Origin of the sequence: Pseudomonas sp. G.S.17 (genome assembly GCF_038096165.1) — a bacterium.
Taxonomy (GTDB): Bacteria; Pseudomonadota; Gammaproteobacteria; order Pseudomonadales; family Pseudomonadaceae; genus Aquipseudomonas.
The window spans coordinates 2,550,749-2,571,468 of the sequence record NZ_CP151076.1 but is presented as its reverse complement, the minus strand read 5'-3'; the positions used below and the strand labels follow the sequence as shown (position 1 = coordinate 2,571,468).

The window sequence follows — 20,720 nt, the reverse complement described above, 5'->3', positions numbered from 1 at the left end:
CTCGGACCGTTCAGGCAACCGAGCCGATGCAAACCGGGCAGCCGGGTTATGATGCGCCATCATTCTAATGCCCGGAACTCGCTCAATGCCCAGTCTGTCCACGACCTCCCCAACCCGCGGCTGGTCGTTCTGGTGGAAACCGTTGTTGTTTCTGGCCGTCGCGATCATCGGGCTGTACTACGTCAAGTGGTCGCCCTACTATCTGAAATCCTTTGTCGCGGCCGATAGTCACAGCATTGGCGCATCGATCATCAACGATCAACTGACTTCGCCGGTTGCTGCTGCGCTGGCCTACTCCAAGGTGTATTTCCTGGCGATCTGGAAAGCCGCCGTGCTGGCGGTCATCCTCGGTTCGCTGCTGCAGGTGCTGATCCCTCGGGACTGGCTGCTGCGCCTGTTTGGTCGCGCGGGGCTGGGCTCAACCCTGCGCGGCGGGCTGTTCGGCCTGCCGGGCATGATGTGCAGCTGTTGCGCCGCGCCGGTCGCCGCCGGTATGCGCCGTCAGCAGGTATCGGTGGGTGCGGCCCTGGCATTCTGGATCGCCAACCCCGTGCTCAACCCGGCAACGCTGGTGTTCATGGGCTTTGTGCTGGGCTGGGAGTTCACGGCCTTGCGTCTGGTGGCGGGACTGATTCTGGTGGTGGGCGTTGCGATGATCGCCCAGCGTATCTCGCGGCCTGAAGCGGTTCCCGAGCAAGCGATGCAAGCCGCTGTCAGCGCCAACGAAGTCGATCAGCACAGCTTTTTCAGTCGCTGGGGCCGCACGCTGTGGCAGTTGTTCTGGAGCACCATCCCGATTTACGTGCTGGCAGTGTTGATCCTGGGCGCGGCGCGGGTCTGGCTGTTCCCGCACATTGATGCGTCCATCGGCAACAGTTTCGTCTGGCTGGTGATCCTGGCGTTCGTCGGCACGTTGTTCGTGATTCCCACGGCGGCGGAAATCCCGATCGTGCAGACCATGCTGACCCTGGGCCTGGGCACCGGTCCGGCAGTGGCACTGCTGATGACCTTGCCCAGCGTGAGCCTGCCGTCCTTGCTGATGCTGCGTAAATCCTTCGACACCCACGTGCTGGTGACTGTGGCGGCGCTGACCATGCTGGTGGGCGTAGTCAGCGGCTTGCTGGCAATGTTCCTGTTGTAAGTCGTAACTGCCTGAGGTTCAGGCAGCCCGATCGCGGCGCTCTTGCAGGTACTGCAAGACCGCGCCGTGATCGCCGGCAAACTCGATGCGCGGCCCCTTGCTGTCGCGCTGATAGGCATACATGGGGTCGTAGTATTCGCCAAGCAGCCCGGCGATCCAGCCACGATGCTCCTCCACCGCGCCGGATTTTTCCTGCTCGATCAAGGCGCTGTCCATGATCGCCGCCAAACGCTGATAACGCTCACCGCCCAGACGTTTGACGATACTCGCCATACTTTCGCGCAAGCGCGCAGCAAACACGCTGAAACCTTGCTCAACGCCATGCACCTGAATGTACTCGGCACACAGGTCTATGACGTAATCGGTGAGAATCCGCTCGACGCGCAGTTCGAAACTCTCTTCCAGCCACACCAGCGGATAGTGCTGCATGCCGCGAAACAGCCCGAGCGGAATGGCGCGACTGCCCACCACACGGCCTTCGTCTTCCAGCACGAACTGGCTCACCCCCGCCACACGCTTCTTGAGGATATCGACGGCCAAGGCGTTCTCGAAACTGATCTGCGCCGGCTGCGGCGTCGCGTGTTTGCCGAAACTCGAACCGCGATGATTGGCATGGCCTTCAAGGTCCAGCGCATTGTCCAGCTGCGTCAGGACCTGAGTTTTACCCGATCCCGTCAAACCGCCAATCAGGACGAAATCGCACTCGGCCACGGCTGCATCGGTCGTTTCAATCAGGTAGGTACGCAGCGCCTTGTAGCCGCCAATGACGCGTGGATACTCGATCCCGGCTTCGTTTTTCAGCCATTGCTGGGTGAGCTGCGAACGCAGGCCACCCCGAAAGCAATACAGAAAGCCTTGCGGGTGCGAGCGGGCAAACTCGCTCCAGGCGTCAATACGCTCCTGTTTGGTCTGGCCAGACACCAGCCGATGGCCCAGCTCGATAGCTGCCTGCTGGCCCTTTTGTTTGTAGCAAGTGCCTACCTGTTCACGCTCAAGGTCGTTCATCAGCGGCAGATTGATGCTCTGCGCAAAGGCACCTTTTTCGAATTCGACCGGGGCGCGCACATCCATGAGCGGGGCATCGGTTAGAAACAGTTCGCGGAAGTCGGTGCTGTTGTCGCGCATCAGAACACCTCGACCGCGTGACTCTGTCGAGCGACGAACTCGCCGATCACCGCCAGATCCAGCCCCAGTTCCCCGGCCAGCGCGAGAAACGCCGCCTGCGCCTGAGGCTCAACCGCGACCAACAGGCCGCCACTGGTTTGCGGGTCGCACAAGAGCATCTTCTGCACTTCGCTCAAGGCAGTGATGCGCTCGCCGTAGCTGTCGAAGTTGCGCAGCGTGCCGCCGGGTACGCAGCCTTGTTCGAGGTAGAAATCGACGCTGGCCAGACGCGGTACAGCGGCGAAATCCAGGCGTGCAGTCAATTGACTGCCATCCGCCATCTCCACCAGATGTCCGAGCAGGCCGAAACCGGTGACGTCCGTCATGGCGGTGACGCCTTCAAGCTTGCCGAAACGACTGCCGGGCTTGTTGAGGGTGCACATCAAGTCCCGCGCCACGCCCTGATCTTCAGCGCGCAACAGGCCTTTTTTCTCGGCGGTGGTGAGGATGCCGATGCCCAAGGGTTTGGTCAGGTACAGCTTGCAGCCTTCGGTCGCGGTGTCGTTCCGCTTCATGTAGCGCTTTTCGACCAGCCCGGTGACTGCCAGGCCGAAGATCGGCTCCGGCGCGTCTATCGAATGCCCGCCCGCCAATGGAATACCGGCCGCGTCGCACACAGCGCGACCGCCACGGATCACCTCCCGGGCAATTTCCGGGGCCAGCAGATTGACTGGCCAGCCAAGAATGGCGATGGCCATCAGCGGATCGCCGCCCATGGCGTAAATATCGCTGATCGCGTTGGTAGCTGCGATACGGCCGAAATCGAAAGGGTCATCGACGATAGGCATGAAAAAGTCGGTGGTGGACACCACGCCGCGCTCTTCATCAATGGCATAGACCGCCGCATCGTCCCGTGAGGTGTTGCCGACCCACAGTTTGGGGTCCAGGTTTTGCGCGCCGCTGCCCGCCAGAATCACTTCCAGCACCTGCGGGGAGATCTTGCAGCCACAACCTGCGCCATGGCTGTACTGGGTCAGACGAATCGGCTCGCTCATACATGCACCTCGTGATATCTAGCCCGCAATCCTAACAGAGCCCATCGATCAAACGGACGTGGCCGACGAATCTGTGGCCAACCGGAACATCGCCTCGCGAACAAGTTCGCTCCTGCCTGGTCACGTTCAATCCACCCTCACCCGACCGCTGAACGCCGCAATCCTGGCACCGGTGTCGAGAAAATAGATTGGACGCTAACGATTTACAGCCCTAACCTTGCCGGCTTGTTCGCGTTGCACAGGCAAGGTCTGGATGTCATCCGTACTCAATGTATTACTGCCGATTTTCGCCCTGATACTGGTGGGTTTCGTTTGTCGTCGCACCAACCGCCTGGGGCCGAACGCGGCTTCTGAGATCAACCGAATGGTGGTTTGGTTGTGCCTGCCTGCGCTGCTGTTCAGCGTGACAGCCACTGCCACCTGGGAGCAGATCTGGCATCCCGGATTCGTCCTCGCGTTCATCATCAGCACGCTGGCGGTGTTCGCGTTTACCTTGCTGCTGCGCTGGCGCAAGTCCGCCAATCTGGTGGACGCGAGCATCGACGCGCTAGGTGCCTCGTATGCCAACACCGGTTATATCGGCATTCCACTGTGCGTGATGGTGCTGGGCCAAGGCGGTCTGGAACCGGCGCTGATTGCCTCGCTGCTGGTGGTCTGCGTGTTATTCGCTTTGGCGCTGGTCTGCATCGAGATCGGCCTGCAAACCGAGCGCAAACCCCATCGCATAGCCCTGAAAGTATTCCTGGCGCTGGCAAAAAACCCATTGGTGGTCTCGCCGTTGCTCGGCGCGCTCTGGGCCTGGCATGGCGCTCCGCTGCCGGGCGCGCTGGAAAAATTCCTCAGTTTGCTCGGCGCCGCCACCACGCCCTGCGCGTTGATTTCCCTGGGGCTGTTCCTCGCGGAAAAACAACAAGGCCCACGTCACGGCACGTCGCAGCTGGTGTTGATCAAACTTGTGGCCCACCCTTTACTGACTTGGGTTTTGGTGTTCCATGTGTTCGACGTGCCCCGGCTTTGGGCCAATGCCGCCCTGCTGCTCAGCGCCCTGCCTACCGGCACCGGGCCATTCATGCTCGCCGAATACTACAAACGCGAGGCCTCGCTGGTGTCGAGCACGATTCTGGTGTCGACCCTCGGTTCGCTGATCACCCTTTCGGTGTGCCTGTATATCATTGGCACCTGATGCCCGCGCGCCCTCCAGCCAGAACGTTTAACATGCGCGCCTTTCCATCTTGATCGCCGCCATGAACTCCGAAGCACTCGCCACCCTCAAGCAACATCTGCTCCACGCCCTCGACACCGCGCCAGACGAGACACGGCGCCTGTTTCACGGGCGCGGGCGAATGTGGCCGGGGCTGGAGCAGCTAACCGCCGACTGGCTGCAAGGCGTGCTGCTGGTGTCGCTGTTCCGTGAGCCAGAACCCACGGAGCTGCAAGCGCTGACCGTACTGCTTGAAGAGCTGACCCACAGCGCGCAATGGCAGCGCAGCCAGGCACATACGCTGCTGCTGCAACACCGCTATCTGCCGGAAAGTCCGACTCAGTGGCTGTTGGGCGAAAAGGTCGAGGAATGGCTGATCAGCGAAAACGGCCTGCGTTTCAAGGTCGATCTGGGCAAGAAACAAAACTGCGGGTTGTTCCTGGACATGCGTTATGGCCGGGACTGGGTTCGCGCCCAGGCCCAAGGCAAGCGCGTGCTGAACCTGTTTGCCTATACCTGTGGCTTCTCGGTGGCGGCCATTGCCGGCGGTGCCGAGCATGTGGTCAATCTGGACATGGCCAAGGCAGCCTTGAGTCGCGGACGCGAAAATCATCGACTCAACGAGCATGATTTAAGCCGGGTGAGTTTTCTGGGCCACGAGTTGTTCAAATCCTGGGGCAAGGTCAAGCGGGCCGGGCCGTATGACTTGATCATCATTGATCCACCCTCCTTCCAGCGCGGCAGCTTTCTGCTGGACAAGGATTATCAAAAAGTCCTGCGGCGCATGCCGGAACTTCTGGTGCCCAACGGACAAGTGCTGGCCTGCATGAACGATCCAAGCCTGGGGTCTGATTTCCTTGTTCACCACACCGCCATCGAGGCGCCGGGGCTGCGCTTCGAACAACGCCTGGAAAACCCGCCCGAATTTCCCGACGCACACGTTGAGGGCGGGTTAAAAGCACTGGTTTTCAAGAACCCGGAACTTAATGACACTGATTGACATTCAATTAACAACGCATTGATAACAGTTTCCCAATGAATTAATACTTAGCAAGCTTAACAACTCAGTTTACAGTCGGGCTAAAGTTTCATCACCGACAGTCGATGACTCTGAAAAGCGTGACTTCATTTATTGCCGCTGTGTCGTATTAACAGGAAAGTGCGGGCATCGATAGAAGTGTTGTCTGCCAGCATATTTTTCACATATCACCGCCTAAGCTAATACCCAGTCGCCAACCGAACATGAATATTGCACCTGCCGCCCAAGGAGTTTAACCATGATAATAAGAACCATCAGGCTCACCACCAGGGCATTAATCAGGGCGGTTGCAGGAGCTGAGTGCAACACAGTTATTGAATTGAAGACGGGGCTGGATGATGCATACCCATGACCTCGGTAATCACTTCAATCGGGCATTTAAAACCGAATCGCTTACGAGGGCGAATATTCATTTGATAAGAAATGGCATCCAACTCTTCCTGAGTGTGTCTCGACAGATCCGTACCCTTGGGCAGGTACTGGCGAATCAGGCCGTTGATGTTCTCATTACTGCCGCGCTGCCAAGGGCTATGCGGGTCACAAAAGTAAATTGCCACACCGGTTTTTTGCGTGATCTCAGCGTGTTTAGCCATTTCCCGGCCTTGGTCATAGGTCATGCTTTTACGCACCGCCAACGGCATGCTGTTCAGCGCCGCGCTAAACCCCTCCACCGCCGAAGTGGCGGTGGCATCGCGCATTTTTACCAGGATCAAATACCCGCTGGTCCGTTCGACGAGGGTGCCAACGGCCGACCCATTGTCCTTGCCTTTGATCAAATCGCCTTCCCAGTGGCCGGGCATCTGCCGGTCTTCGATTTCCGGTGGACGCACGTGGATGCTGACCATTTCGGGGAGCTGCCCACGCCGGTCAACACCGCCGGAGCGAGGTCTTCGCGTACTTTTCCCTTGGCGAAGGCACTGAATCAACTCCTTGCGCAATTGCCCTACAGGCAGCGCATAGATGGCGTTGTAGATGGTTTCACGGCAAACGTAGGCTTCTTCAAAGTTCATTTTCATAAGCCGCAGCTTGCCCGCGATTTGCTCAGGAGAAAAGCGCTCTCGGAGCAAGTGGATAACCAACTCGAAGCGATCGTTGCCCACCACCAGCTTTCTGGAAGGGCGACAGACTTTGCGCCTCTCACGGGTGTGAGTTTGTGCAGCAAGCGCGGCATAGCCCGTGCTGGAACATCGATTACGACGAAGCTCCCGGCTAATCGTGGAGGGGCTACGGCCCAGCATCCGGGCGATTTCGCGCTGACTGAGATTCTGGTACTGCCCGACCTGAATCGTGGCGCGTTCTTCAATACTGAGTTCGGTATAAGACATGGCGGCACCTTACCTGAGGTGAGGTGTTGCACTCAGTTTTTGCGGCCGCCCAGCTTCGGCGTTATCTGCCTGCTGATCATAACGCTTGCCGGTACGGTTCTTTACGAACTCAATGGTGTCCATGACTCGGCCACTGAGTTGCAGGGCAACTGGCTGCCCAGTGTTCAGGCCGTCGGCAAGATTGAAACTACCGCGCTCCTTTATCGGTTGGATGCCAGACGTTTTGTGATGGACGACAAGCGACACGGTGAAGCTTCGCTGAAAAAAATCGGGCTCCTGAGATCAACTCTGAGCCAGACAGTCGAAGCCTACAAACCACTCATTTCCAGCCCGCGGGAACTGGATTTGTTCAACAAAGTTGCGGCCGACGTGGCAGCGTATCAATCCAAAGTCGATGAGCTCATGACGTTGAGCAAAACCCAGACTTATCAGGAAATGGCGGTGTTCATTCAAGACACTACCAAACCTCAGGCAGTTGCCTTGCAGGCCTCCCTCGCAGAGTTGATAGATCTGAACGCAAAAGGCGCCATCCAGTCAGGCGAAACCGCCAGCGCGAGCTTCAAGAGTGGTCAAGTCTTCGTCATCGCTTTAAGTGTGATTACGATCATCATTACGATCCTGGTGGCCATCACCTTCACCCGCAGTATCAGCCGACCGATCCTGGCACTGTTGGGCAGTACGCAGAAAATCGCCAGCGGCGACTTGCGCACCCCTGTTGCCGTCAATGGCGCGGACGAAATCACCGAACTGCAAAGCGCGACAGCCGCAATGCTCGCCAGCCTTAAAGGGACGATCCAGCATATCTCCGATTCATCCGGACAACTGGCGTCGGCAGCCGAGGAAATGAGCTCGATCACCAAGGAGTCCACCGCTGGCATTCAGCGTCAGACCATGGAAACCGAGCAAGCCGCGGCAGCGGTCAACGAGATGACCGCTGCGGTTGAAGAAGTCGCACGCAATGCCGTGTCGGCCTCGCATTCCACCCAGGAATCGGAGCGTTCTGCCCGCACAGGCCAGGAGCGCGTAGGCCAGACCATTGAATCGCTGGAGAAACTGAGCGCGACAGTCTCGCAGACCGGTATCGAAGTCGAAGGCCTCGCCAACCAGGCGCAAAACATTGCCAAGGTGCTGGACGTGATTCGCTCGATTGCCGAGCAGACCAACCTGCTGGCGCTGAACGCCGCCATCGAAGCCGCACGGGCTGGCGAACAAGGTCGAGGTTTTGCAGTTGTTGCCGATGAAGTGCGAGCGTTGGCGCACCGCACCCAGTCGTCGACCCAGGAAATCGAGCAGATGATCCAGGGCATCCAGAAAGACTCCACACGAGCAGTGCAGTCCATGCAGCAAAGCAGCGCTGAAGCCGGTTCTACCTTGTTGATTGCTCATGAAGCCGGCGCCGCGATCAAGCAGATTACTGCGTCGATCTCCGACATCAACGAACGCAACATGCTGATCGCCACCGCCTCGGAACAACAGGCGCAAGTCGCCCGCTCCGTCGATGTGAACCTGGTGAGTATTCGTGACCTTTCAGTGCAGAGTTCATCGGCTGCAAGCCAGACCTCGATTGCCAGTAACGAGCTCTCGCAGTTGGCCGTTGACCTGAACAGGCTGGTATCGCGCTTTTCGGTCTAGTCAGGGTCTAGTCAGACCCTGGAACTCAAGAACCGGCCCCGGCCGGTTTTCTTGACCTGGTACATGACCCGATCCGCAGCCAGTAGCAATGAGCTTTCAGAACTGTTTCCGTCACCCCAGGAAATTCCGATCGACACGCCTACCACGCAAACCGTACCGGCCAGATAAAACGGCGTACTCAAGACATCGATGCACTTGACGGCCACGGCGCTGACAGTGGTTTCGGCATCGGGTCCAAGGTCACCGAGCAGCACCACAAACTCATCGCCGCCAATGCGCGCCAGCGTATCGGCCTCGCGCACCACGCTGGCGAAGCGCATGGCGACCTGGCGCAACACTTCGTCGCCAGCATCGTGCCCCAGGCTGTCATTGATACCTTTGAAGCCATCCAGGTCCATGAACAACAGGCCCACATGACTCTGCTTGCGCTGCGCCAGCGCCAGTGACTCGCGCAAGCGTCGGGAGAGATACGCCCGATTGGGCAAGTTGGTCAAGGCATCGTGATGCGCCATGCGCTCCAGTTCGGCTTGTTTGGCATTCAATTTAAGTAAAAGACGATTGAACGCCGAAATCAGATGCCCGATTTCGTCGTCGCGAATAACCGGCAAGGGCGCCAACGGTTGTTCGCCCCGCGTCATACGGTCCGCTTGTGCCGCAGCCGTGAACAACTGCCGAAAGACCAGATAGATACCCAACGCCGACAGCGTGCCAAACACCAGAACCGCAAATAAAACACCTTTGAGCAAAAAATGCTGCAGGCGATTGACCGTCGCAAACGCTTCGCTACCCGGCACACGCGCCACAACATACCAGCCCGCACTTGCAACAGAAGCCATCGCTGCAACTTCCTCGGTGCCTTCGGCGTTGACGGTGACTCCCGCCCCGCGAAACCCCGCCATGGCCCGATCATTCAGCGTATCGACGCTGGGCTCGGCAACTGGCTTGAGAGTCATTGGAAGTTGCGACGACTCGACAAACTGTTTATCCCGGGGGAACACCAACGCGAACCCGCTACCGGTCTCACCCATTCGATTGTGGAACAGCGAATCAAGAAAACCAGCTGCTGCAAGTGCTGTGCTCCCCACCAGCACTGCCGCAATTTCACCGTTCGGTTTTTTTACCGGCACAGCAATGGGAATCAGCGGCCCATTACCAGCAGTGTCGGGTTGTGGACTTCCGACAGACGGCCGACCCGCCAATGCCGCTTGAAGGTAATCGCGCTCGGCATAATCAGGATCACGTTGGCCATCCAGCAACGGAGCACTGGTCAGCAAACGTCCTTGGGTATTGATGACGGCAATACCAGAGAACAGCGTCTGATAGTCGTAACGCTCGTTCAACCAGGCTTGAAGTTGTCCGGGTTCTGCCAGTGAAACCTGGGACATATCGGCAGCCAGCCGTTCCAGCAAACGTTGACGTTGTAGAATCTTGCTGTCGACATCCTGCGCCACGTAACTCGCCAGGGCCAGCTGCTGGCGCTGCACCGTGGCAGCCAGATCTTCACGCAGGAAGTTGCTCAATACGTAACCACGCAACACCGCGCCGGAAATAATGATGCACAGAGCCAATAGCAAGAGTCGGGTGACGATGCTGTTGAAGAGGCGTGGGCGATTCACAGCCAGATAATATTTACTTCTCATCGCCAGCGTTTATCCGAAGGCCATCCATTTGACATCAGGGTGCGATAAGTTTCGATTTATAGCTACCTTGGATGAGATATTTCCTGCGCTTAAGCAATATCTGTAGCAGGGGACTTGTCCCCGAAAGCGCCAGTGCAAGCGCTGCAGATCTTCCTCGGCAGACCCAGCGCCTTCCCGGACAAGTCCGGTCCTACCGAATCAACACAACCCGGTAGGAGGGGACTTGTCCCCGAAGAGGCCGGTGTGAACGCTGAAGATCTTCCTCGGCAGACCCAACGCTTTCCCGGACAAGTCCGGTCCTACCGAGCTATACAACCCGGTAGAAGGGGACTTGTCCCCGAAAGCGCCAGTGCAAGCGCTGCAGATCTTCCTCGGCAGACCCAGCGCCTTCCCGGACAAGTCCGGTCCTACCGAATCAACACAACCCGGTAGGAGGGGACTTGTCCCCGAAAGCGCCAGCGCAAGCGCTGAAGATCTTCCTCGGCAGACCCAACGCCTTCCCGGACAAGTCCGGCCCTACCGAATCAACACAACCCGGTAGGAGGGGACTTGTCCCCGAAAAGGCCGGTGTGAACGCTGAAGATCTTCCTCGGCAGACCCAACGCCTTCCCGGACAAGTCCGGTCCTACCGAATCAACACAACCCGGTAGGAGGGGACTTGTCCCCGAAAGCGCCAGCGCAAGCGCTGAAGATCTTCCTCGGTAGGCCCGCCGCCTTCCCGGACAAGGCCGGTCCTACATTTATCGCGAGTTGCCGACGCTATTTAGGAGTGAGGGCAGTGTTTGCTGCGCGACAGGAGATTGTCTCCAATTCATTGCTTGAGAAGGAAATTACCCTTGCCCGTCGGAACATCGGCGTCCAGCGTATGCACCTGCGCATCGTCCTTGAGATTGACGCCCGACAACTGCCGTCGCCAGGCTTCACGCATCAGGTACAGCAATTTATGCGCGGCCATCGGGTAGCTCATGCCTTCCAGGCGCACATTGGAGATGCAGTTGCGCGCCGCATCGTTCAAACCCACGCGAGGCGCGAAGGTGAAGTACAGGCCAAGGCTGTCCGGCGAACTGAGCCCAGGCCGCTCACCGATCAGAATTACCACCATTCGCGCATTAAGCAGTTCACCGACTTCATCGGCCACGGCAACTCTGCCCTGCTCCACCAGCACCACCGGCGCCAGGCTCCAGCCTTGCTCGGCGGCCAGTTCGTCGATGCGTTCGAGCATTGTCGGGCTGTGCCGATGCACCGCCAAAGCCGACAAACCATCAGCCACCACCAGCGCCAGATCAAAACCCTGCGCCTGGTCCTGGGCATAGGCGCTCAGTTGCCCGGCCGAATCAGCGGACAATCGGCGACCGAGGTCAGGCCGCTGCAGGTACTGATTACGATCAGCCGCAGAGCTGTGCAACGTCAGCACTTCCCGGCCGCGGGACTGCAATTTTTCAGTCAATGCCGCGTGGTCGAATGCCAGGTGCACCGCATCGCGCGCCTGAGCATGGGCGAACTGGAAGTCCAGCTGCGCCGCAGTGGGCAGGCTGGTGCCCGCGTGACCCAAGGCGATGCGCGCTGAAGTCAGCGAACGTAACTGGCTCCAGGCATCGGCCTGAACGGGAGTTTTCGGGTCATCCCTCATGGTCATCCCTCAATTGAGTTTTGCCAGCGCCTGGCTGAAGAGTGGCGGGATACCCTGCCCGAGCCGCACACCGCCGTCATCCTGGCGCAGGATGTTCATGCGGATCAGCCACTCCTCGAACTCCGGCGCAGGTCGCAAGCCGATGGTTTTGCGGGCATAGAGCGCGTCGTGAAACGACGTGGTCTGGTAGTTGAGCATGATGTCGTCGGAACCGGGAATGCCCATGATGAAGTTGATCCCGGCAACGCCCAGCAACGTCAGCAACACGTCCATGTCGTCCTGATCGGCTTCGGCATGGTTGGTGTAGCAAATGTCGCAACCCATGGGTACGCCCAGCAGCTTGCCGCAAAAGTGATCTTCCAGCCCGGCACGGATGATCTGTTTGCCGTTGTACAAGTATTCAGGACCGATAAAACCGACCACGGTGTTGACCAGAAATGGATTGAAATGCCGGGCCACGGCGTACGCGCGGGTCTCGCAGGTCTGCTGGTCGACGCCGTGATGGGCATTGGCCGACAGCGCGCTGCCCTGCCCGGTCTCGAAATACATCAGGTTATTGCCCCGCGTGCCCCGGTTCAGACTCAAACCGGCTTCGTGGCCTTCCCGCAAAATCTCCAGGCTGATACCGAAACTGCTGTTCGCCGCCTCGGTGCCGGCAATCGACTGGAACACCAGATCCAGCGGCACGCCCTTTTCAATCGCCGCAATGGACGACGTGACGTGAGTCAGCACGCAGGATTGAGTCGGAATCTCATAGTGACGAATCACGCCATCGAGCATCTTCAACAGTTCACTGATGGCGCTGACGCTGTCGGTGGCCGGATTGATGCCGATCATGGCATCGCCGTTGCCATACAGCAGGCCATCGAGAACGCTGGCGGCAATGCCGGCGGGATCGTCGGTCGGGTGATTGGGTTGCAGACGGGTCGACATCCTTCCGCGCAGCCCCACGGTGTTGCGAAAACGCGTGACCACACGGATTTTCTGCGCCACCAGCACCAGATCCTGGACGCGCATGATCTTCGACACAGCAGCGACCATTTCCGGAGTCAGCCCCGGCGCCAACGCCCGAAGGCTGGTTTCAGTGGCCTCGTCGCCCAACAACCAGTCGCGAAAGCTGCCGACGGTCAAATGACTGACCGGCAAGAAGGCTGCCGAATCATGGCTGTCCATGATCAGCCGGGTGACTTCGTCCTGCTCGTAGGGGATCAGCGCCTCGCTGAGGAACCGCTTGAGCGGTACGTCCGCCAGCGCCATCTGCGCTGCCGCTCGCTCAGCGTCGCTGGCGGCGGCGATTTCGGCAAGAAAGTCCCCGGAGCGCGCGGGACTGGCCTTGGCCAGCAACTCCCGCAGGCTGTCAAAGCGCCAGGTCATCGCGCCAATGCTGTGGGAGAAGCTCATGCACATCCTTCCTTTATTGACTGGCCAGAGCCGGGACAGCGCCACGACCACGTACCATTTTGCAGAACACCGCACCGACCAGCATCAAGCCGAGGAAGATGCAGCCAATCATCAGGTTGAACCAGATCATTGCCACCAGGCACACCACTGCCAGAATCAGGGCAATGGCCGGGACCACGGGATAACCGGGGGCACGGAAGCTGCGCTCAAGATTTGGCTCGCTGCGACGCAGTTTGAACAGGCTCAGCATGCTGACAATGTACATCACGATGGCACCGAACACCGACATGGTGATCATCGCTGCGGTGAGGCTCATGCCTTGCAGATTGACCAGACCGTCGCTGAGAATCGCCGCGATACCCACTACGCCACCGGCCAGAATGGCCCGATGTGGCGTCTGGAAACGTGACAGTTTGGCCAGCCCGGACGGCAGGAAACCCGCACGCGCCAAGGCGAAGAACTGACGTGAGTAGCCCAGAATGATGCCGTGGAAACTCGCGACCAGACCGAACAGGCCGATCCACACCAGCATGTGCATCCAGTTCGAGTTATTGCCGACTACGGCTTTCATCGCCTGAGGCAATGGATCGTTGATGTTCGCCAGCGTGCGCCAGTCGCCGACACCACCGGCGAAGATCATCACACCAATAGCCAAGGTCACCAGGGTCAGAATCCCTGCGACATACGCACGGGGAATGGTCTTTTTCGGATCTTTCGCTTCTTCGGCAGCCATGGCCGCGCCTTCGATGGCGAGGAAGAACCAGATGGCAAACGGGATCGCGGCAAACATGCCGCTGATCGCCGGCATACTGAAAGTATCGGAACCGGCCCAGCCACCCAAGGCGAAGTTACTGAAGCTGAAGGCCGGAGCCACTACGCCCATGAACACCAGCAATTCGGCTACGGCCAGCACAGTGACGACCAGTTCGAAGGTCGCGGCAATGCTCACCCCCAGGATATTCAGGGTCATGAATACGAAATACGCGCCGATGGCCGCCCACTTCGGGTCCAGCGACGGGTATTGCACATTCAGGTATGCACCGATGGCCATGGCGATGGCCGGCGGCGCAAAGACGAACTCGATCAGCGTCGCCAATCCGGCAATCGTCCCGCCAGTCACGCCAAATGCGCGCAGGCTATAGGCGAACGGGCCGCCGGCGTTGGGGATCGCGGTGGTCAGTTCGGTAAAGCTGAAAATGAAGCAGGTGTACATCACCGCCACCATCAGCGTGGTGACCAGAAACCCCAGGGTACCCGCGCTGCCCCAGCCGTAACTCCAGCCGAAGTATTCGCCGGAAATCACCAGGCCGACGGCCAGCCCCCACAAATGCAGGGTGCCCAATGTTGGTTTGAGTTGCGAAGCAGTCATGGTCGTAAACCCCGGAAGCCAGCGACGGTATTGTCTGTCGACGAGAATAGTCACTCGGACAAAGCCAAGGCTTGACCGGGGAGAACGAGATTTGTCCTCTGCGGTCAAGTTTTCCGGCGCATTGCAGGCAGTGCCTCACGCCAGCGCACGAAAACTCGGTTGCGCCTTAAATCGGGTCACGGATTTCGGGGTTTTCAGTGCCACTTCGCTTCCCAAGCTGGCGTTTGGCCTGCGCGATGCTGGGTGATCGGGTATCAGCTAAGGCGTTCCACGCACCAACGGGATTGCCACCCGGACGAGCTGACAACCCTTAAGCGGTAACAAGGTATGACAATTGCTTGAATTATTTTCATACACACCATGACGGCCCCTCATCACCATGTTCCAGAACCTGCTTTCACCCGCACCGTTAAATGCGCAAAGTGCCAGCAATTGTGGTGTCCTGTCGGCGGCCGCCAATGGTCTGGACGGTTTTATTGTTCAGCATGGCGGTGATCTTGATCGCGTCTTCGGCCATGCGGGAATCAATCCCGAACAGCTGCTGCACCCGACCTTGAGCCTGCCGCTGCCCAACTACTGCAAAGTGCTGGAGGAAGCCGCGCGGCAAACCGCTTGTGACAATTTCGGCCTGCACTATGGCCAGCAATTCCAACCCCAGGCGCTCGGCCTGCTGGGTTATATCGGCCTGTGCTCGTCCACCCTCGAAGACGCCTTGATCAACTTCGCCAAGGCTTTTCCGTTTCATCAACACAGCACGCTGATCCAGCTGGTGGATCAGGGCGAGTGTTATCGCTTCGATTATCAGGTACGTCACGGCGCGATCCACGAACGCCGCCAGGATGCCGAGCTGACCATGGGCATGGCCACCAATCTGGTGCGCCATGTGCTCGGCCCCGACTGGGCACCCAGGGAAGTCGCGTTCGAACATGCGCAGCCCGAAAACTGGCATGAGCACCGTGAAGCGTTCCAGACCCAGGTTCGCTTCGGTCAGGCCTGCAACTCAGTGCTGATTCCCAAGCACGACCTCATTGCCAGGGCGATGCCCGGTGCCGACCCGATCCTGTTGATGCTCATCAAGGATGCCATTCGTCAACTGGGTGAAAGCGGCAACCAGCCCGGCGTACTCGATCAGGCGCGACAAGCCATCACCGCAGTCCTGCATCTGGGCGAGCCCGTGCTGGAAGACATCGCGCAAACTCTGGGCCTGTCCGAATGGACGCTGCAACGTCGGTTGCGTGAACACGGCGTCAACTTCACGCAATTGGTGGATCAAATCCGGCAGCAATCTGCCATGACCCATTTGCAGCAGCAGAACATGAGCGTCACCCAACTTGCGACGCTGCTGGGCTACTCGGAAACCAGCGCCTTCTCCCGCGCGTTCAAACGCTGGTTCGGGTTAAGCCCGAGGCAGTGGCGCAGCGCGGCGAATGTCTGAAACGATCAGTTCCAGACATCGGCCTCAAGCACTCAAGCGTGAAATCACATCGTTGAGCCCCACCGAAAGGCCATGCAAATCATGGCTGGCGGCTTGAGTGCGCTTGACGTTGTCCTGATTGGTGCTGGCGATGGCGGTAATTTCCGTGAGATTGCGGGAAATGTCCTCGGCCACGGACGTCTGTTCTTCGGCAGCGGTGGCGATCTGCCGGTTCATGTCCCGAATGGCTTCGACTGCCAGCGTAATCCGATCCAGAGTCGCACCGGCACTGGTCACCTGCTCGACGCTTTCTTCGCTGCGTGCCTGACCGCCCTGAATCGCCTGCACGGCGTCGATAGCGCCGGTCTGCACCGAATTGATGATCTGGTTGATCTCGGCGGTCGACGCGGCAGTGCGTTGCGCCAGGGTTCTGACCTCGTCTGCAACCACTGCAAAGCCCCGCCCGGCTTCACCGGCACGGGCCGCTTCAATGGCCGCGTTGAGGGCCAGCAAGTTGGTCTGCTCGGCGATGCCGCGAATCACTTCGAGGACCTTGCCGATCCGCCCGCTGTCGGTTTCCAGACGATGAATCACGTTGGCGGTATTGCCGATTTCGTTGCGCATTGACGTGATCGTCGCCATGGTTGCCTTCATCACCTTGCCGCCTTCCTGCGCATGGTGATCGGCTTCATCGGCGGCCTGTGCCGCTTGCGCCGCGTGGCGTGCAACTTCCTGCGCCGTGGCCGACATTTCGGTCATGGCGGTTGCCACCTGATCGGTGCGCTCGAACTGCTCGTGAGTCCCTTGGGCCATAAGCGCGGCAATCGAATTCAATTCGCTGCCGGCCGTGTCCAGATCCGAAGTGCTGCGCTTGAGTCGAGTAAAGGTATCCGCCAAAAAGTCGCGCAGGATGTTTGCCGCGATGGCCAGACGACCCAACTCATCCTGACGAGTAATTTCAACCCGTTGAGCAAATTTGCCTTCGCTCAACTGCGACACATAGTCGATCAGCCTGCGAATCGGCGTGATCAAGTTGCGATTGACCATCCACAAGGTCAGCAACCCCACCAGAATCGCCGAAGCCAACATGACCAGCGCGCCGAGCAAAATGGTACGGTCCGCCGTGCTGCTGATCAGCAGCGACTGTTCGCCGCTTTGCTTGCGCAACTGCTCGACCAACTGGCTCATCTGTTCACTGGCTGCGCGGTCCACGCCCTTGACGGCAATGTCGCCCGCCACCGGATCGCCGCCAGCGGCAACGAAGGCATCGCGCCCGTTGCGATAGGCAGCGCCAAGCACCTGATGTTCTGCGCGCAACTTCTGAACCTGAGCTTTTACTGATTGCTCCGTGCCCTGCAATGCTGCGAGTTTATTCAGAGCCTCCTCAACCAGATGCTCCTGCTCTTCGAACAGCGCCCAGTACTTATCCCGATCCGCCGACGCCTTGCCGCGCAGCAGCACGTTCTTCCATTCCTGGACCTGGATCTTGAATTGCAGATTGGCTTCATCGACCAGCTGTGAAGCGCGCAACGGCCCCTCAAGCAAGCCGCGATAGGACTGCACATTGTTGGAAAGGAAATGAAAACAGGCCAGCGCGATCAACAGCACCAGAATCAGACTGCCACCAAGCAGGCCGAGAATCTGCAGCCTCAGGGATTTGGACATAACAAGCACCTCGGGAGGGAGACGGACCCATGCCTGGCATGAACCCAATGATGTCGACTTCCATGTTCTGCCGCTCCGAGCACACGCCTCGTCACGCAACCTACTCCCGAGGCATCGGCTCGGCTGCGCGGTTCTTGAGGGGCGTTGGTCGGTCAGGCGCGCGCGTGCCTGCGGTACTGTGAAATTCACGGTGGCGACGCAGCCAAGTAACCGACGGAAAAACTGAATGCAGGATACGACCTTGCATTTGCTTCATTTTCAATGAAAGTGATCGTGATCGTGATCGTGATCAGATGCCGACCTCATAGATGCTTTAGTGCTTCGCTGTAGGACACGTCCGATAATACATAGGAAATTTCCTTATTCCGGGTTCGGGTATGGAATCAAGGCCCTAGATAATCCATTGTTGCGCGCTCCGACCCCATTATAGGTTTTGCACAAGGTATTTATCGGTAACCGGCAATGCCTGTTCAGCGTGTTGTTAGCGATATGAATATTGGCAGCCTTATTGATAGACGTATTTGGGTGCGGTTCGTTAATCAATCTTCGGTTTGTTTAAAAGGATGTTTATTAATGTTTATAAGCATTGACTGCGCATTATTGCGCGTCCCCTTTCTGTGCGTTAATTCCGCGTACGTTGTTGGAAGCATCTTGTTACTCCCGCCTGGCAGCGTTCCGTTGCAAATGTTACGGGAGGCCTGAACATGTCCACTGCACTGCACGCTTTCTTCGACCACAGCCGTCACAAACTGCAAGTAAGTGATGTCGATGCATCCCTCGACGTCCTGACTTTCAAGGGCGAAGAACATCTGAGCCAGCCGTTCAAGTACGACGTGGAGTTCACCTCTGCGCAGCAGGACATTGCGGTCGAGAAGATGCTCGGTCGGGCCGCGACATTCAGTCTGCATGGGTTGCCGCCCAAGTACCCGAAGATGACGCCGGATTTTCTTTCCGTCGTGCCCGAGCCGCCGCTGCGCACGTTGCATGGCGTGGTCACCGGCTTCAAGCGCCTGTCCGATTCCAACGATGAAGCCCGTTACGCACTGACCCTGCAACCGCGTCTCGCGCTGCTCGGCACGGGTAAACAGTTCCGCATTTATCAGCATCAGTCGGTGCCGACTATTGTCGAGAGCATTCTGCGCAGTCGGCATAACTTCGAAGGTCAGGACTTTCTGTTCAAGCTGGCGCGCGACTACCCCAGGCGCGAACAGGTCATGCAATACGGCGAAAGCGATCTGGTGTTTATTACCCGGCTGCTGGCCGAAGTGGGTATCTGGTTTCGCTTCACCGTCGACCAACGTCTGAAGATTGATGTTGTTGAGTTTCATGACGACCAGCGTCATTACCAGTTCGGCGTCGAACTGCCTTTGCGTTCGCCGTCTGGTTTTACCAGCAGCGGGCAGGATGGCGTGTGGCAACTGCAAACCAGCCATAAGGTGGTAGAAAAAAACATCAACTTTCGCGCCTATCACCATCGCGATGCCAATGCCTGGCTCAACGGCGAAGTCGATCAGACCCGAGGCGCAAAAACCACCTACGGCGAGGCTTACCACTACGCCGAACCTTACAAAGAACTCGGCGACCGGATTGCTCAGGACGAAGACCTGTTAAGCGAAAGCGGTTTTTTCTACGCGCGCCTGCGTCACGAGCGCTACCTCAACGGCCAGACCCAACTCAGCGGTGCCAGCAGCAGCGCGACGCTGGGCCTCGGTCAAGTCCTGAAAATCACCGGCGCTCCGCAAGCCTTCGCGCCGGGCGCAGTCATTACCCAACTGAACACTTGCGCCGCCCGTGATCGCAGCTTCGAAGTCACCTTCGAGGCCATCCCCTATTCGGAAACCGTCTGCTTCCGCCCGCCCTTGGTGGCGAAGCCGCAAATCGCCGGCACCGTACCGGCGCGCGTCACCAGCCCGCAGAAAAACGCCCCTTACTCCGAAATCGACCGGGATGGCTACTATCGGGTCAACTTCCTGTTCGACCGCGACAGCTGGAAGCCCGGCCAGGAAAGCATGCTGCTGCGCCTCGCGCGCCCGTATGCCGGCGACACCCACGGCCTGCATCTGCCGCTGATTGCCGGCACCGAAGTGGCCATCGCCTTCGAACAAGGCGACCCCGACCGACCTTACATCGCCCACGCCCTGCACGATGACCGCCGCCCGGACCACGTCACCCTGCGCAAACGCGACTACACCCGCAACGTCCTGCGCACCCCGGCCAACAACAAACTGCGCATGGAAGACCTGCGCGGCTCCGAGCACATCAAACTCAGCACCGAACACAGCGGCAAAAGCCAGCTCAACCTCGGCCATCTGGTCGACGCCGAGAAGAAAAAACGCGGCGAAGGGTTTGAACTGCGGACCGATGGCTGGGGGGCGATACGGGGTGGTAAAGGCATTTTTATCAGTGCGGATGAACAAGCCAAGGCCCAGGGTGTTGCGCTCAGCATGAGTGAAGCAGTCGCGCAATTGGACGAGGCCCTACAGCGCGTACAACTGCTGGCCCGCAATGCGGTGACTGCGGGGGCATTGGAGGCAGACGCAGCCGCACCGGAACACCTCAAAAGTGCGTTAGCGCAGTTGAAGGAAGCGGGCTTTCTCGTTTCTGCCCCGGCAGGCATGGCTTTGGTGACACCTGCGCATTTGCAATTGTCGGCGGGACAGACGCTAACCGGAGTGAGTAACAACACCGATTTCAGTGCACTTAAACGCTTCACAGTTGCAGCAGGTGATGCCATTGGTTTGTTTGCTCAAAGGCAGGGATTCAAGTTCATCGCCAATAAGGGGCCTGCGTCGATTCAGGCGCAGAACGACAGCATGGAACTGCTCGCCCGACAAGGGCTGGATATCAGTAGCACTGAGGATGAAATACGCATTACTGCGAAAAAGAAAATAACCCTCAACTCCGGTGGTAACTACATCACCATCGACCCTTACCGCATCGAGATTGGCTCGCCGGGCGAAGTTGAAATCAAAACCCCTCACTTCGATTACATTCGAACGGGGGCCAAGCTGAATACCGCGCTATCTCCGCTGGCTGATCCGCTGGGTGATGTACCCAACAAGCTCGCTCTCAATTACTTCGATGCAGCGGCAAAGCCTGTCGCA

Annotated in this window: 13 protein-coding genes and 1 pseudogene; 6 read left to right on the top strand and 8 right to left on the bottom strand. The window is 58.6% G+C overall.

Annotated features, from left to right (window positions below):
* Positions 1-85: 85 nt before the first annotated feature.
* Entirely contained in the window at positions 86-1,141 is a 1,056-nt protein-coding gene (locus AABC73_RS11910) for a permease (protein WP_341523746.1), read from the top strand.
* Between the two features lie 18 nt (positions 1,142-1,159).
* On the opposite strand, the gene mnmH is transcribed toward AABC73_RS11910, so the two are convergent.
* Together mnmH and selD are read right to left on the bottom strand one after the other, a co-directional pair.
* The gene (gene mnmH, locus AABC73_RS11905; protein WP_341523745.1) at positions 1,160-2,266 is read right to left on the bottom strand and encodes a tRNA 2-selenouridine(34) synthase MnmH; all 1,107 of its coding nucleotides are present in this window, start codon (positions 2,264-2,266) and stop codon (positions 1,160-1,162) included.
* Positions 2,266-3,300, bottom strand: a complete 1,035-nt coding sequence (selD, locus tag AABC73_RS11900; protein WP_341523744.1) for a selenide, water dikinase SelD — start codon at positions 3,298-3,300, stop codon at positions 2,266-2,268. Before selD ends, mnmH begins: the two co-directional genes overlap by 1 nt.
* A gap of 253 nt (positions 3,301-3,553) precedes the next feature.
* Between selD and AABC73_RS11895 the strand changes: the two genes are divergently transcribed.
* Complete coding sequence (locus tag AABC73_RS11895; protein WP_331150398.1) at positions 3,554-4,483, top strand: AEC family transporter; 930 nt, start codon at positions 3,554-3,556, stop codon at positions 4,481-4,483.
* A gap of 61 nt (positions 4,484-4,544) precedes the next feature.
* Complete coding sequence (locus AABC73_RS11890; protein WP_341523743.1) at positions 4,545-5,501, top strand: class I SAM-dependent methyltransferase; 957 nt, start codon at positions 4,545-4,547, stop codon at positions 5,499-5,501.
* Between the two features lie 350 nt (positions 5,502-5,851).
* Here AABC73_RS11890 and AABC73_RS11885 read toward each other — a convergent pair whose 3' ends face one another.
* Entirely contained in the window at positions 5,852-6,865 is a 1,014-nt protein-coding gene (locus AABC73_RS11885) for an IS30 family transposase (RefSeq protein WP_341522017.1), read from the bottom strand.
* Positions 6,866-6,928: 63 nt separating this feature from the next.
* Here AABC73_RS11885 and AABC73_RS11880 point away from each other — a divergent pair, with 63 nt between their 5' ends.
* Positions 6,929-8,497, top strand: a complete 1,569-nt coding sequence (locus AABC73_RS11880; RefSeq protein WP_341524222.1) for a methyl-accepting chemotaxis protein — start codon at positions 6,929-6,931, stop codon at positions 8,495-8,497.
* 11 nt (positions 8,498-8,508) lie between these two features.
* Here AABC73_RS11880 and AABC73_RS11875 read toward each other — a convergent pair whose 3' ends face one another.
* The 4 genes from AABC73_RS11875 to eat form a co-directional block, all read right to left on the bottom strand.
* Entirely contained in the window at positions 8,509-10,137 is a 1,629-nt protein-coding gene (locus tag AABC73_RS11875; RefSeq protein ID WP_341523742.1) for a diguanylate cyclase, read from the bottom strand.
* An 811-nt stretch (positions 10,138-10,948) separates the two neighbouring features.
* A complete protein-coding gene (gene eutC, locus AABC73_RS11870; protein WP_341523741.1) occupies positions 10,949-11,773 on the bottom strand; it encodes an ethanolamine ammonia-lyase subunit EutC in 825 nt (274 codons plus the stop codon).
* A gap of 3 nt (positions 11,774-11,776) precedes the next feature.
* Entirely contained in the window at positions 11,777-13,168 is a 1,392-nt protein-coding gene (locus tag AABC73_RS11865; RefSeq protein ID WP_341523740.1) for an ethanolamine ammonia-lyase subunit EutB, read from the bottom strand.
* A 13-nt stretch (positions 13,169-13,181) separates the two neighbouring features.
* Positions 13,182-14,537 carry an ethanolamine permease gene (eat, locus tag AABC73_RS11860; RefSeq protein WP_341523739.1) on the bottom strand — a complete coding sequence of 452 codons (1,356 nt, stop codon included), beginning with the start codon at positions 14,535-14,537 and terminating at the stop codon, positions 13,182-13,184.
* Between the two features lie 379 nt (positions 14,538-14,916).
* On the opposite strand from eat, the gene AABC73_RS11855 reads away from it, so the two are divergent.
* Positions 14,917-15,972, top strand: coding sequence for an AraC family transcriptional regulator (locus AABC73_RS11855; protein ID WP_341523738.1), 1,056 nt, complete (start codon positions 14,917-14,919; stop codon positions 15,970-15,972).
* A 24-nt stretch (positions 15,973-15,996) separates the two neighbouring features.
* On the opposite strand, the gene AABC73_RS11850 is transcribed toward AABC73_RS11855, so the two are convergent.
* The gene (locus tag AABC73_RS11850; protein WP_341523737.1) at positions 15,997-17,616 is read right to left on the bottom strand and encodes a methyl-accepting chemotaxis protein; all 1,620 of its coding nucleotides are present in this window, start codon (positions 17,614-17,616) and stop codon (positions 15,997-15,999) included.
* 704 nt (positions 17,617-18,320) lie between these two features.
* On the opposite strand from AABC73_RS11850, the pseudogene vgrG reads away from it, so the two are divergent.
* Positions 18,321-20,588, top strand: a pseudogene (gene vgrG / locus AABC73_RS11845) (type VI secretion system tip protein VgrG); the annotation flags it as partial.
* Between the last annotated feature and the right edge of the window lie 132 nt (positions 20,589-20,720).